This is a genomic window from Agrobacterium sp. NPDC089420 (genome assembly GCF_044900305.1).
Classification (GTDB): domain Bacteria; phylum Pseudomonadota; class Alphaproteobacteria; order Rhizobiales; family Rhizobiaceae; genus Agrobacterium.
This window is the reverse complement of sequence record NZ_JBJDMY010000002.1, coordinates 60,190-74,096: the sequence shown is the minus strand read 5'-3', so window position 1 is coordinate 74,096 and position 13,907 is coordinate 60,190. Positions and strand designations below refer to the sequence as shown.

8 protein-coding genes are annotated in these 13,907 nt (G+C 60.5%); 5 read left to right on the top strand and 3 right to left on the bottom strand.

All coding sequences use genetic code 11. From position 1 onward, the window contains the following. Nucleotides 1-32: 32 nt before the first annotated feature. The 4 genes from fabB (at nucleotide 33) to ACI2KA_RS02855 (ending at nucleotide 3,438) form a co-directional block, all read left to right on the top strand. Nucleotides 33-1,256 carry a beta-ketoacyl-ACP synthase I gene (gene fabB / locus ACI2KA_RS02870; protein ID WP_404499043.1) on the top strand — a complete coding sequence of 408 codons (1,224 nt, stop codon included), beginning with the start codon at nucleotides 33-35 and terminating at the stop codon, nucleotides 1,254-1,256. A 6-nt stretch (nucleotides 1,257-1,262) separates the two neighbouring features. Then, nucleotides 1,263-2,069 carry an enoyl-ACP reductase FabI gene (gene fabI, locus ACI2KA_RS02865; RefSeq protein WP_404499041.1) on the top strand — a complete coding sequence of 269 codons (807 nt, stop codon included), beginning with the start codon at nucleotides 1,263-1,265 and terminating at the stop codon, nucleotides 2,067-2,069. Between the two features lie 182 nt (nucleotides 2,070-2,251). Beyond that, complete coding sequence (locus ACI2KA_RS02860; RefSeq protein WP_404499039.1) at nucleotides 2,252-2,851, top strand: TadE/TadG family type IV pilus assembly protein; 600 nt, start codon at nucleotides 2,252-2,254, stop codon at nucleotides 2,849-2,851. Beyond that, entirely contained in the window at nucleotides 2,851-3,438 is a 588-nt protein-coding gene (locus ACI2KA_RS02855; protein WP_404499037.1) for a TadE/TadG family type IV pilus assembly protein, read from the top strand. Before ACI2KA_RS02860 ends, ACI2KA_RS02855 begins: the two co-directional genes overlap by 1 nt. A 40-nt stretch (nucleotides 3,439-3,478) precedes the next feature. On the opposite strand, the gene ACI2KA_RS02850 is transcribed toward ACI2KA_RS02855, so the two are convergent. The 3 genes from ACI2KA_RS02850 to ACI2KA_RS02840 form a co-directional block, all read right to left on the bottom strand. Further along, nucleotides 3,479-5,248: a sulfite reductase subunit alpha gene (locus ACI2KA_RS02850; RefSeq protein ID WP_404499035.1), complete on the bottom strand. Its 1,770-nt coding sequence runs from the start codon at nucleotides 5,246-5,248 to the stop codon at nucleotides 3,479-3,481. Continuing rightward, entirely contained in the window at nucleotides 5,245-10,749 is a 5,505-nt protein-coding gene (locus ACI2KA_RS02845; protein WP_404499033.1) for a glutamate synthase-related protein, read from the bottom strand. Before ACI2KA_RS02845 ends, ACI2KA_RS02850 begins: the two co-directional genes overlap by 4 nt. A 408-nt stretch (nucleotides 10,750-11,157) precedes the next feature. Then, the gene (locus tag ACI2KA_RS02840) at nucleotides 11,158-12,486 is read right to left on the bottom strand and encodes an MFS transporter (RefSeq protein WP_404499031.1); all 1,329 of its coding nucleotides are present in this window, start codon (nucleotides 12,484-12,486) and stop codon (nucleotides 11,158-11,160) included. Nucleotides 12,487-12,793: 307 nt separating this feature from the next. Between ACI2KA_RS02840 and cyoA the strand changes: the two genes are divergently transcribed. After that, nucleotides 12,794-13,867 carry a ubiquinol oxidase subunit II gene (cyoA, locus tag ACI2KA_RS02835; RefSeq protein WP_404499029.1) on the top strand — a complete coding sequence of 358 codons (1,074 nt, stop codon included), beginning with the start codon at nucleotides 12,794-12,796 and terminating at the stop codon, nucleotides 13,865-13,867. Nucleotides 13,868-13,907: the final 40 nt, after the last annotated feature.

Below are 13,907 nucleotides of genomic sequence, written 5' to 3'. Positions count from 1 at the left end.
TCCAGCCGAAATCTTAAGAAAAGGTCCCTTTCATGAGACGAGTTGTTGTCACCGGCCTCGGTATTGTTTCTTCCATCGGCGGTGATGCCGCTGAAGTCACCGCATCGCTGCGCGAAGCCAGATCAGGCATTTCCTTTTCGCCGGATTTTGCCGAACACGGTTTCAAGTGCCAGGTCTGGGGCAAGCCGTCTCTCGACCCGACCGATCTGGTCGACCGCCGCGCCATGCGCTTCCTGTCGCAGGGCGGCGCGTGGAACCATGTCGCGATGAAACAGGCGATCGCCGATTCCGGCCTCGAAGAAAGCGACATCAGCGGCAATGAGCGCACCGGCATCATCATGGGTTCGGGCGGCCCTTCCACCCGTACCATCGTCGAAGCTGCCGATATCACGCTGAAAAACACCAGCCCGAAGCGCATCGGCCCCTTCGCCGTGCCGAAGGCCATGTCTTCCACCGCCTCGGCCACGCTCGCCACCTGGTTCAAGATCCACGGCGTCAACTACTCCATCTCTTCGGCCTGCTCCACCTCGGCCCATTGTATCGGCAACGCAGCGGAAATGATCCAGTGGGGCAAGCAGGACGTGATGTTCGCGGGCGGCCACGAGGATCTCGACTGGTCGATGTCCAACCTCTTCGACGCCATGGGCGCCATGTCGTCCAAATATAACGAGACGCCGAGCGTTGCCTCGCGCGCCTATGACGTCAACCGCGACGGTTTCGTGATCGCCGGCGGTGCCGGCGTTCTGGTTCTCGAAGAGCTGGAACATGCGAAGGCGCGCGGCGCCAAAATCTATGCCGAGATCGTCGGTTACGGTGCGACCTCCGACGGTTACGACATGGTGGCGCCATCGGGTGAAGGCGCGATCCGCTGCATGCGGCAGGCGCTTGCCACCGTCAAGGGCGACATCGACTACATCAACACCCACGGTACCTCGACGCCGGTTGGCGACAGCAAGGAAATCGGCGCGATCCGCGAAGTTTTCGGCGACAAGATCCCGCATATCCAGTCGACCAAGTCACTGACCGGCCATTCGCTGGGGGCGGCCGGCGTGCAGGAATCGATCTACGGCCTGTTGATGATGCAGGAACGCTTCATCGGCGAAAGCGCGCATATTGCCGAGCTCGATCCGGAATTTGCGGGCGTTCCGATCGTTCGCAGCCGCATCGACAATGCCAAGATCGACACCATCCTTTCCAATTCCTTCGGCTTCGGCGGCACCAACGCCACGCTCGTCTTCCAGCGTCATAACGGATAATTGCCCATGAACGGCATCATGCAGGGTAAACGCGGCCTCATCATGGGCGTCGCAAACAATCACTCCATCGCTTGGGGTATCTCCAAGGCACTCGCGGCACAGGGCGCGGAGCTCGCCTTCACCTATCAGGGAGAGGCGCTCGGCAAACGCGTGAAGCCGCTCGCCGCCGAACTCGGCTCCGATTTCATCGTGCCGTGCGATGTCGAGGATATCGCCTCAGTCGACGCGCTCTTTGCGACGATCCGTGAAAAATGGGGTTCGCTGGATTTTGTCGTGCACGCCATCGGCTTTTCCGACAAGAACGAGCTGAAAGGTCTCTACGCCGACACGACGCGCGAGAATTTCAGCCGCACCATGGTCATTTCCTGTTTCTCCTTCACGGAAATCGCCAAGCGCGCCGCCGAACTGATGACCAATGGCGGCTCGATGCTGACGCTGACCTATAATGGTTCGCAGCGCGTCATTCCGAACTACAACGTCATGGGGGTCGCCAAGGCGGCGCTTGAGGCGTCCGTGCGTTATCTCGCCGCCGATTACGGCCCGCGCGACATCCGCGTCAACGCCATCTCGGCAGGCCCGGTCCGTACGCTGGCAGGCGCCGGCATTTCCGATGCACGGGCGATCTATGCGTGGAATCAGAAAAACGCGCCGTTGAGACGTACGGCGGATATCGACGACATCGGCGGATCGGCGCTCTATCTGCTGTCCAGCCTGTCGCGCGGCGTGACCGGCGAATGTCATTATGTGGATTGCGGCTACAATATCACGTCGACACCCACGCTTGAGGTTCTGTCGAAAGCGGACGCGGAATAAGCCCGCTTTTTTCAGGTTCGACAAAAGCCCGGCAGATTGCCGGGCTTTTTATATGCGCTGTGCCATTTCCGGGAATCGCTAAAGTATAATTCATCGGAGTAACTGAATTTAAATACCGGCTGGTTATGGTCCGCAACAAATTCAACGGTTGCGCTCGCCGCATATTCTGAAGATCGACACACATGCGACTGGCCAGACTGAAGCCATTGCTGGAAAAATTCGGGGTCTCGCGCGACGGGACGGCGGCGGTCGAATTCGCGATACTCGCAATCCCCTATTTCCTTGTCGTCTTCGCCATCATCGAGACCTTTATCGCCCTGATGGCCGAACAGGTTGTCGTCAACGCCACCGAGACCATGGCGCGGCGCCTGCGCACCGGGCAGATCAGCAGTTCGATTTCGAAAGAGGATTTTCGCAAGGGCTTCTGCAACGAAGTTTCGGTGATGATCACCTGCTCGGCGACGGACGAGATCAAGAAAGAACAGAAGCTTTATATCGACCTTCGCTCCTTCACCGCCTTCAAGGATATTCCAACCACGATACCCCTGAAAGCCTTTGGCGAATATTACGATCTCGATACGGCGCAATTCGACTTCAAACCGGGCGGGCCGGAAACGATCAACATGCTGCGTGTCTATTATCGCTGGCGTGTGATCGCCGATATTATCCGGCCTTATCTTACAAAAATACGCCCGGTCGACGGATCGATGCCATCGCATTTTCTGATCGTCGCGACCGACGCATTCATGAATGAGAAATATACCACAAGCGGGGGCTCTTAATGACAGGGCTCATATCCGCCGTCGCGAAGGGCAGATTGCGTTTTGAGGCGCTCGTCAGGCGCTTCGTGAAAGATCGCCGTGGCGTGGGCGCGGTGGAATTTGCAATCATCTTCCCGATATTGCTGGCGCTTTACGTCACATCGTTTGAACTTACCATCGGCTATAATACCTATAAGCGGGCAAGCAGCGCCGCCGCGACGATCAATGACCTGATCTCGAAAACCGGCTCCGTCGACAAGACCTATCTCAAGAGCATGCAGGATGTCACTGCCGCCGTTTTTGCGCCCTACAGCACAAAAGGCCTGCAGCTCAAGATCAGCGGGATCACCATCGACAAGCAGAAACAGGCGAAAATCGCCTGGTCCTGGAATGAGAAAGACCAGCGACCTTACGCAGTCGGATCGGCCGTTGTGGTTCCGACCCGCCTGCTGGTGGCGGAAAGTTTCCTCATCCATGTCGAGCTTTCCATCCCGCATGAATTGCTGATGTTCGTCACCGACTCCTCATCCGGAGCCAAGTCGATCACGATCGGCCGCGAATATTTCTTCAAACAGCGCGATGCGGAAACCGTCTGCACCAATTGCTGAGCCAATCGGTTACAGATGGCGCTCCCATTTTAGAAGATATCTAGTAGACGTCACGCAGATAACGCTTTTCGCGCTTCAGCCGGTTCACATAATCACTTGCCGCTTCGGCGGATATGCCGGCCTCCTCCATCACAATGCCGTGCAGGGCATCGTCGACATCCTTTGCCATGCGGGTCGCATCTCCGCATACGTAGAAATATCCACCCTCTTCCAGCCATTGGTAAAGCGCCTTGCCGTTCTGCCGCATGCGGGTCTGGACATAGATCTTCTCCGCCTGATCGCGGGAGAAGGCGAGGTCCAGACGGCTCAGCACGCCATCACGGCTCATCTCGCCAAGCTCGTTTTCGTAGATGAAATCCGACTGCCGGTGCTGGTCACCGAAAAACAGCCAGTTTTTGCCCCTTGCGCCCCGCGCCTGCCGTTCCTGCAAAAATGCCCGGAAAGGCGCAATGCCCGTGCCCGGCCCGACCATGATCATCGGCGCGTCATTGTCCTGCGGCACGCGGAATGCCTTGTTGGGCGAAACGAAAATTCCGGCACGCTGGCCTGCCTCCACCCGGTCGGCGAGATATGTGGAGCACACGCCGCCCCGGTCCCGACCTTCGGCCCGGTAACGCACGCTGGCGATCGTCAGATGCACGCTGTTTTCCGCAACCAGGGGGCTCGACGAGATGGAATAGGCGCGATGCTGCAATGGCTTCAGGAAACTCACGAATTCGACGAGATCAAATACGGGTCTTCCGCCGAGATTGAGCAGATCGAGAATATCCCTGCTCCAGAGAAAGGCGGCCAGCTGCTCCCGGTCACCATTGGCAAGGATGTGGCTGAGCTCGTCATGGCCCGCCCGCTTGCCGATTTCGGCGACCAGTTCGCGTGAGGGCGTCGAAATCTCGAACATGTCGAGAAGCGCATCGGCAACCGGCCGGTCCAATCCGGCAATGTCGCGATCCGCATCCGCTCCAAAGTGCGCGAGCAAGGCGTCGGCGAGTGCCGGATCGTTGAGGGGAACGACACCAAGGGCATCGCCCGCCTCGTAATCGAGCCCGCTTTCGCTGAGATCGAATTCGTAGTGGCGGATTTCCTTCGACGAGCCCGGACCGGAAAGGCGGCGATTGACGCTTACCCGCGCCGAATAGGGATTCTTGCGGTTCCAGCCCTGTTTTGCCCGCACCGGCGGTTCGGCGCCCACGGTCGTGGCCAAAGCCGCCGCATCACCGCCACCGATCGCCAGCGCGAGCGGCAGGGTTTCGCCGATCCAGCTCGCCGCCGCATCTTCGAAGTCGATATCGCAATCGATCCGCGTCTTCATGCGTTTGCCGCCAAGCTGTTCGAAGCGCGTATCGATGAGCTTGCCCGCCTGGCAGAAGCCGTCATAACCGGTATCGCCAAGCGCAAGCACGGCGAAATTCATCTCGTCCAGGCGCGGTGCGCCATCGGCGGCAAGCGCTTCCCAGAAAAGCTGGGCGTTGTCCGGCATTTCACCCTCGCCGTAGGTCGAGGTGACGACGATGACCCGTTTCATCGAACCGAGACTGTCCATCGCGACATCATCCAGCGCCGTCACTACCGGCTGCATGCCCTGCGCACGGGCGGCGGCGGCGATATCCATTGCCAAGGCCTCGGCATTGCCGGTCTGGGTGCCGAAGAGAATATTCAGCACGCTGGCCGCAGCCTTGGGAGCGGCCGTGGCGACCGATGTCTCCATGCCCATCGCAGTCCGGGAATGCAGCCCGGCCAGAAAGCCGGCAAGCCAGGCGCGCTGGTCGCCGTTGAAGGGCGCGTCTTCAGGAATGTAAGGTATCTTCATCATGCTGCCCTGTTCTGGCTGGGTGTGGTGGCGAGGTCCGGAATGGCGCGGGCCGCAAAAAGCTCCTCAAAGCCCGGCAACCGACCGATCTTCTCGATGTTTTTCCGATTCTGCTGAATGATCCAGCCATAGGTCCCGGGACTGTCCACCGACCAGATGTTGCGGCGCGCCAGCGCCTGCTTGTAGTCGTCGAGCCGCTTGGCGGCGATCATCACCGCAAGCTGTTCGTCGCTATGATCGGAAAGCGCCTCGCGCGCATATTTCAGCAGACGCTGCATCAGCGCATAATCTTCCGTCAGGATAAGATTACGCACGGCTTTCTCAATGGCCGGGTCGGATGGGCCGGACGCCATCGGCACCCTTTGCAGGGCAATGGCCTGCGCCATGCTCAGCACCGTGTAGTTGTTGATGAGCGCATACATGTCTTCCGTATCCGTCTCGCCATAACCCGGCACCGTTCCGTTCAAAACGGACTTGCGGTCGCGATAGGCGAGCTTGAACTTGCGTAGCTGGTGGGCGGCGAGCGCGGATGCCAGTTCCTCCAGCAGCTCCTTGCGGGGCTTGGCCTTCAGAATTTCATCGCTGTCCTGATAAAGCAGCAGCGCGCGCGGCATGCCATAGACGAAATTGTGCTGCTCGCTTTCCCAGTTTTCGAGGAGCCATGCGGCCTTGGCCGAGCCGGTTTCCACCACATGCCAGGTCAGAAGCTGGTGAACAGCCTGATTGTGGATCGCGGCCTGCTCATCCGCACCCGTGATCGAGCCGAGCAGGATCGAATCATGGCTGACCTTCTTCGGCAGATCGCCATAGGGATCGTATTGATAAACGAAACCGCCGCTCATGCCGTTGCCGAAACCCTTGCCGAAGCTGCCGAGGTTCAAGACCGCACCGTTGGTCATGTATTCGCAGGCGAAGTCACCCACCCCTTCGACGACCGCCGTCGCACCGGAATTACGCACCGCGAAACGGTCACCGGCCTGACCTTCCACAAAGGTACGGCCGCCGGTGGCGCCGAACAGCGCGAAATTGCCGACCAGCACGTTGCCGCCTGCCTCTTGCGAACCGCCTCCGGGGGAGCGCACGACGATGGTGCCGCCGCAGGCGCTTTTGCCGACGCCGTCATTGCAGGTGCCGGTATGGACCATGACCATGCCGTCGTTGCAGAAAGCGCCGAAGGACTGCCCGGCCGACCCTGACGTATCGATGCGCACCGATCCCGCCTCCAGGAACCGGCGGCCGCGGCTGTCGCGCTTCACGGCCGGCAGCGCATCCGTCTCCCTGCCGGAAAGCTCATGGTTCAGCATGCGCTCGATATCGACGGCGAGCTGGCCGCCGACGCTCTTGTTGCAATTGTTGAGGAAACGGTTGCCGCCAAGCTCGATGCTTTCCCGCTTGCTGTCGACCAGGGCCGAGCGCACGAGTTCGATGAAGGCATCGTCCAGGCCGAAATCCTTTTCCATGTAGACAGGATTGTCGATCTTCACCTCTTCGACCACGGCAAGCATTGCCCGGAGGTCAAGCTGGCCGACGCTCGCCGGATGATCGAGGAGGTGAAGAAGATCGGAACGACCGCGTGCTTCCCGCAACGAGGGCAGGCCGAGCGCAGCCAGAATCTCGCGTGTTTCATGAGCGATGTTCATGAGATATTGCGCCAGCGCCCGCGGATCGCCGTTAAAGGCTTCCTGGTTTGTGGTGAGGCCGGCCGGGCACTTGATGTTGCAGTTCTTGGCCATGACGCATTTCAGCATCATCAGCGCGGTGGTGCCGAATTCGAAGCTGTCGCCGCCGAGCAACGCCGACTTCACCACGTCGCTCGCCGTCTGGTGCGCGCCGGAGCAGCGCAGCAGCACCTTGGCGCGCAGGCCGGTGGCGCAAAGCGCCTGATGCACCTCGGCTATGCCGATTTCCGCCGCGCGGCCGGTATATTTCAGGCTGGTGACGGCCGCCGCCCCCGTGCCGCCGGTATTGCCGGCGACATTGATGACATCCGCGCCCGCCTTGGCGACGCCGACCGCAATGGTGCCGATGCCTTCAGACGAGACGAGCTTGACGATGACGCGCACACGCGCCGCCTTGGCGTCGTGAATGAGCTGGGCCAGATCCTCAATCGAATAGGTATCGTGATGCGGCGGCGGTGAAACGAGCTCGACGCCCGGCGTACCGCCACGCGCAGCGGCGATTTCGACCGTCACCTTGGGAGACGGCAATTGCCCGCCCTCGCCCGGCTTTGCGCCCTGGCCGATCTTGATCTCGATTTCTTCCAGCATCGGATCGGCAAGATAACCGGCCCAGACACCGAAACGGCCGGAGGCGAACTGTTTGATGCGCGAGGCGCGGATGGTGCCGTAACGGGAAATATGCTCGCCGCCCTCTCCCGAATTGGACATGCCGCCGACCATATTGGTGCCATGGGCCACCGCCTCATGGGCGGCCGCGACCAGCGCGCCGTGGCTCATTGCGCCCGATGCCAGCGTCTTGGTGATCTCGCTCGCCGACTGCACCGTGTCGAGCGGAATGCTCTGCGGCGCGGTGCGGATAAGCGAGAGGTAAGCGGAGGCCTCGCCCCCGGCCTGAACCAGAAGCGCGCCGCCTTCCAGCCAATGGCCGGGAATATCCGCTCCGAAGCGATCGAGCAGAGACTGGCCGAGGGCGGCGAGACGGGCAAGATCGCGCGCATGCGGCCCGGTGAGCTGCAGCCGGAACGCGCCGTCGCCGCCATCCTCGCACAGCAATCCGCGCACCATGAAGCTGTTATTACCGCGCCTCGAGAAGCGGCCCATTTCGCGGCGGAACTCTTCTGCCGAGCTTGCGAAGGTCACATCCGCCGGCAACTCCAGAACATCACGCAGGGCGGCAGGGCGGCGCGCTCTCTCTTCCGCCATCATGCGGGCGAAAGAGCGGTAGCCGGGCGTGACCTCGAATGCGTCGATCGCCTCGGGCGTCAGCCGGTCAAAACTGTTGTGATAATAGGCCGTGTCATTGAGGCCGAAGGCATCCTCCAGCCGGTTGAGCGGCAGGAGGCGCAGCACCTCTTCATCCTCGGTTCCCTTGTCGAAACCGATCTTTTCCTCCGTCATGTCCACGAAACCGCGCACCGCCGTCGTGCCATAGGAATGGCCCGCACCTTCCGCGCGCTCCTTGAAGAGACCGAGCAGCGGAATGTCGTTCTCCCCCTTCACCGTCAGCGCCTTGCGGTGCCAGTCCGCCACCGCCTGAGCGATAACGGCGAAGTTCACGCCGCCGACCGGGGTCTTCACATTCGGGAAATAACGCTTCAGCACCGGATCGTCGGTATCGAGGAAATTCGGCTCGAAGAACTCGCCACCTATATAGCTTTCTGCGGTGCACAGGCCCACCTTGCCCATGGTTTTCATCAGCGACTTTTCAGCCGCCTTGGCAAAACGCTTGAAGGCCTTGTCGGCGTCGGCCCCGAATTTTTCTTCAGCGCGGAACTGCACGCCGAGCGGATAGATCGCCGAAGCGCCGAAGCCGAGGCCGGCCGCAATGTGATGCGAGGAGGAAAACTGCCCGCTTTCGACGATCAGGGAAATGCGCAGCCGCAGGCCTTCCTCGATCAGCCGCTGATTGATGGCGGAAACGACCATGATCATCGGCAAAGCCGCACGCCGTGCCGAGACATGCCTGTCGGTGATGACGGCAATGCCGCCTTCGTCAGCTGCGAAGGCCACGACTTCATCGCAGAGGCCGTCGATCGCTTGCCGCAGGGCCGCCTCATTGGCATCCGCAGCATCGAAGACCGGCGTATAAAGCATCTCGAAACGACGAACCGGCGTTTCGGGCTGTTCGCGAATGCGCAGCATGTCGAGATGGGTCAGGATCGGCGACCGCACGACGATCTGGCGGGCCTTCTTCGCCCCGCTGTTCGGCTTGGCGCCGAGGGCCACACGCAACGTCATGCCATCGGCCTCGCGAATGCTGTCGAGCGGCGGATTGGTGACCTGCGCGAAGCGCTGCGAGAAATATTTCGCGACCCCGCCTTCCTGATCGGACAGAGCATTGATGGCGTTGCCATAACCCATGGCCGATATTTTTTCCGCGCCCGAGGCCAGCATCGGGTCCATCAGAAACTTGAAGCTTTCCTGATTGTGGGAATAGGCGACATAACGCTGGTGGCGTTCCAGATCACCATTATAACGCAGCGGCGAACCCTGTTTTTCCGCCGGCACTTCCGGCAGATCCTCAAGCATGATGCGCGCCTCACCCAGCAAGGACGGATAGTCCCGCCGCGAGGCCAGCAACTCCAGCGCCTCGACGGTCGAGAAGGCGCGATGCTCGGCATGATCGTAATAAAGCATGCCGCCCGCCTCGATGCGGCCGCGACGGATGACGCTTTCCGCCGGGAAGGCAATCTGCCCGGCCTCCGACATGACACAGAGATAATCTTCCGTCTCGACGGTGCGCAGCGGGCGCAGGCCAAGACGATCGAGACGTGCGCCGATGATGCTGCCGTCCCCAAAGATCAGTGCGGCCGGGCCGTCGTTCTTCTCCTCATAGAGCGAGAAATATTCCAGCATCGCCTTCACGCCCGGCGACAGTGTGTCGTCGTTTTCCCAGGCCGGCGGCATCATCGAGACCACGGCGGTGACGAGATCCAGGCCGTCTTCCATCACCCGCGCCTGCAAGGTCTGGTCCAGACGGCAGCTGTCCGACTGGCCCTTCGGCCGGATGATGCTGGCATTCTTCGCCAGCGCCACGGCCGCTTCCGACAGCCGGTTCTTCTTGTCGGTGTTGAGCTCGCCATTATGCGCCATCAGGCGGAAGGGCTGCGCCATGGAAGGGTGCGGATCGGTATTGGTGGAGAAGCGCGTGTGGAAATACATCGTATGCACTTCATGACGCGGATCGGTGAGGTCACGGAAATAGGGCATGACCTCGTTGGAGTTCAGACGCCCTTTCAGAACCTGCGTGCGGGCGCTGAGCGACAGCGGATAAAAACCGGCGAGGTTCGGTACGGTGTAGGCGAGCGCCTCGATGGCAAGGAGCGCCTTGTGGATGCGCCAGTCGAATTCGGCAAGGGTTGCGCATTCCGCCGGAGCCGAAAAAACCCATTGCCGGATCGGCAGCTGGTAAGGAATGGCGGCAGGACGGATGGCCGCGTCATCCACCGGAACATCGCGGACCAGGAGAACCGAAAATCCCTGCTCCTCCAGCGCGCCGCCGATGATTGCAACCGCCTCTTCATGGAAAGCCGGGTTCTGCGGCAGAAAGAAATTGCCGACGCCGAAGCGGCCTGCCTTCAAACCGTCTTCACCGGTCAATTCCCGAAAGAAGGAGAGCGAGAGATCCATCGACACGCCGGCGCCGTCGCCCACCCCCTCCGCCGACATGCCGCCGCGATGTGGCACGGCACAGAGCGCCTCGTGGCCGCGCTTCAGCACATCATGGGTCTGCACGCCGTCCTTGCGGGTGATGAAACCGACGCCACAGCTGCTTTTTTCAAAAGCCGCATCGTAAAGGCCGAAATTTTGCTCCGTCACGCTCAAGGCACTCTCCTCTCGTTGCGCATTTCGCGCGGCATCGCCCTCTTTTCCCGAAACCCGGCGCGTCAGCCGGCGCTCTGCGGGCGGAGCCGCAGGCGACCTGGCTGCTCCTCTTCATGTCTGCTTATCGGCGTTTAATGGCGCGAACGGTCGTTTTGCGGCCGTCAAACGGCATGGCGGCGATGGCCGCTCTCTCGCAAATAATCGTTGTCGTCGTTCGCATCGCGTTCCCTGAAGGCCGGCTTTCCGGCAATGAGACACACTGAATTATGTCAGTATTGCTTACATAATATTTCATGAACGCTCAAGTCAAGATTAAAAACGGCTCAGCGCAATAAAAAAACAAAAACGCCGCGAAATCCGACAGGATTCCGCGGCGCGACGGCTGCGACGATTGTTAAATTGCCCGGCTCACTCCGAAGGCATGTCCAGCGTGCGGCTGAACCAGAGGGCAATCAGCGTGCAGAGCGCCCCTGACATGAGATAGATTCCGACCGCAAACAGTCCGAATTTGGACGAAAAGCCGAGCGCGACGAGCGGCGCAAAACCGGCACCGATGAGCCACGAAATATCCGAAGTGAGCGACGCACCGGTATAGCGGTATTCGCGGCTGAAGCGGGAGGCAAGCGCCCCGCCCGCCTGGCCGAAGGAGAGGCCCAGCAACGAGAAGCCGATCAGGACGAAGAGATAACGGCCAATATCGCCCGAGCCCAGGAGAACCGGCGCAACGAGGCTGAAAAGACCGATCAGCACGGCCGCGATGGCCAGAAGCTTGCGCCGGCCGATCCGGTCCGCCAGGATTCCCGACACCACGATCATGCCGCCGGCGATGATGGCGCTGACGAATTGCACGAACAGGAAGTCGGAAACGCGCTGGCTAGTGTTGAGCGAAACCCAGCTTAACGGGAAAACCGTGACGAGATGGAAGAGCGCAAAGCTTGCCAGCGGCACGAAGGCCCCGGTGACGACGACGGGGAACTGTGACCGCAGCATCTTGAACATCGGCCGCGGCTCCAGCTCATGCTGTTCCAGCATGGTCTGGAATTCCGGCGTCACGATCATGCGCAGGCGGGCAAAGAGCGCCAGAACATTGAGCGCCAGCGCCACGAAGAACGGGAAACGCCAGCCCCAGGCGAGGAATTCCGCATTGGAAAGCTGCGTGACGAACACGATGAAGAAGGCGCTGGCGAGACCAAAGCCCATGGCAGCGCCGATCTGCGGCATCATGGCGTACCAGCCGCGCTGTTTCGGCGGCGCATTCATGGCGAGCAGCGAGACGAGACCGTCCCAGGCGCCGCCGAGACCAAGGCCCTGGCCGATGCGGAAAACCGCCAGAAGACAGGGCGCAAGCATGCCGGCTTCCGCATAGGACGGAAGAAAGCTGATCGCCATTGTCGAACCACAGAGCGTGAAGAGCGCCGCCATCAGCTTGACGGCGCGGCCGAACTTGCGGTCGATCTGGAGGAAGATGAGCGAGCCGATCGGCCTTGCGATGAAGGCCAGCGAAAACACCGCGAAGGAATAAAGCGTCGCCGTCAGCGGATCGACGAAGGAAAAGAAGACATGCGGAAAGACGAGAGCGGAGGCGATGGCATAAATGAAAAAATCGAAGAATTCCGTCATTCTCGCAAGAATGACCGCAATCGTGATGCGATCCGGATCGACCTTGACCGGATCTGTTCCATGACCATTGGCTTCCGGCGCCTGCCCAAAAGATGGAGCAGCATTGCTGTAACTCATAATATCCCTCCTGCGTCATGGACGAACCATTTCCTGTAACGCGCGGGCTCCTCTTCCGTTGCGTTACGATGCGACGGATTGTCACACGCACCCTCCGTAACGTCAATTGAAGTTTGATAAGAAAGGCTTGCCCAGCCGGCCGGCTATGCGATAATGCAGCCGCTCCGCCTTCAAACGCAGCTCTGCCCGCTACATGGTGCATCGCGAAGGTTTCGCTGCACCGCGACAATATACCTCATTTGAAAAATGATGTTCGGCAATTAATCGCGGCATAATCCAAACCTGTACGAGTTCAGAGAACGTGCGCATGATCAAAAAAATCCCATCCGCCCTTCTGGCCATCCCGGTACTGCTGCTGCTCAGCGGCTGTAACCTCGTGGTCATGAATCCCTCGGGCGACGTCGCCATCCAGCAGCGCGATCTCATCATCACGTCCACGGTTCTGATGCTGCTGATCATCGTTCCGGTCATCGTCCTGACGCTTTTCTTCGCCTGGAAATACCGTGAATCGGCCAAGGCAGAGGATTACGATCCCGAGTGGCACCATTCCACACGCCTTGAAATGGTGATCTGGTCGGCTCCCGTCGCCATCATCCTGATGCTCGGCACCGTGACCTGGATTTCCACCCATCGTCTCGACCCCTATCGCCCGCTCGAGCGGATCGACGAGAACCGTCAGGTCACCGCCGATACCAAGCCGATCACTGTCGAAGTGGTAGCCATGGACTGGAAGTGGCTGTTCTTCTATCCCGAACTCGGCATTGGCAGCGTCAATGAATTCGCCGCGCCGGTCGATGTTCCGATCAATTTCAAGATCACCGGCACCACCGCGATGAACTCCTTCTTCGTCCCGGCACTCGCCGGCCAGATCTACGCCATGGGCGGCATGCAGACGAAGCTGCACGCCGTCATCAACAAGGAAGGCGTCTATGACGGCTTCTCGGCCAACTTCTCCGGCCCCGGCTTCTCGCATATGCGCTTCAAGTTCCACGGTCTCAGCCAGCAGGGCTTCGACGAGTGGGTGGCCAAGGCGAAGCAAGGCGGCAAGGGCTTCGGACGGCAGGAATATCTGGAATTCGCCAAGCCTTCGGAGCGTGAGCCGGTGCAATATTTCGCCTCGGTCGATCCGGAACTCTACAGCGCCATCCTCAACCGCTGCGTGGAACCCAACAAGCTCTGCATGCGCGACATGATGCATATCGACGCCAAGGGCGGCGGCGGCAAGGAAGGCATCGACATCGCCAAGGCGCTGAACTCCGTCGTCTGCACGCCGCTTGCGCCTTATGGCGTCGCCAGCGGTCCCCAGTCCACTCCGGCTGCGATCGAAGGCCAGACTTTCGAACCTGCGGCGCTGCCGGAAACCAAACAAGTCGCTGGCTGACGATACGTCCCGGCATTCTGCGGCGCGGCCTGTCCGCGCC

Excerpts from the sequence above, each read along its gene's own strand:
- fabB (WP_404499043.1), top strand. The coding sequence starts at position 33 with ATGAGACGAGTTGTTGTCACCGGCCTCGGTATTGTTTCTTCCATCGGC.
- fabI (WP_404499041.1), top strand. The coding sequence starts at position 1,263 with ATGAACGGCATCATGCAGGGTAAACGCGGCCTCATCATGGGCGTCGCA.
- ACI2KA_RS02860 (WP_404499039.1), top strand. The coding sequence starts at position 2,252 with ATGCGACTGGCCAGACTGAAGCCATTGCTGGAAAAATTCGGGGTCTCG.
- ACI2KA_RS02855 (WP_404499037.1), top strand. The coding sequence starts at position 2,851 with ATGACAGGGCTCATATCCGCCGTCGCGAAGGGCAGATTGCGTTTTGAG.
- ACI2KA_RS02850 (WP_404499035.1), bottom strand. The coding sequence starts at position 5,248 with ATGATGAAGATACCTTACATTCCTGAAGACGCGCCCTTCAACGGCGAC.
- ACI2KA_RS02840 (WP_404499031.1), bottom strand. The coding sequence starts at position 12,486 with ATGAGTTACAGCAATGCTGCTCCATCTTTTGGGCAGGCGCCGGAAGCC.
- cyoA (WP_404499029.1), top strand. The coding sequence starts at position 12,794 with ATGATCAAAAAAATCCCATCCGCCCTTCTGGCCATCCCGGTACTGCTG.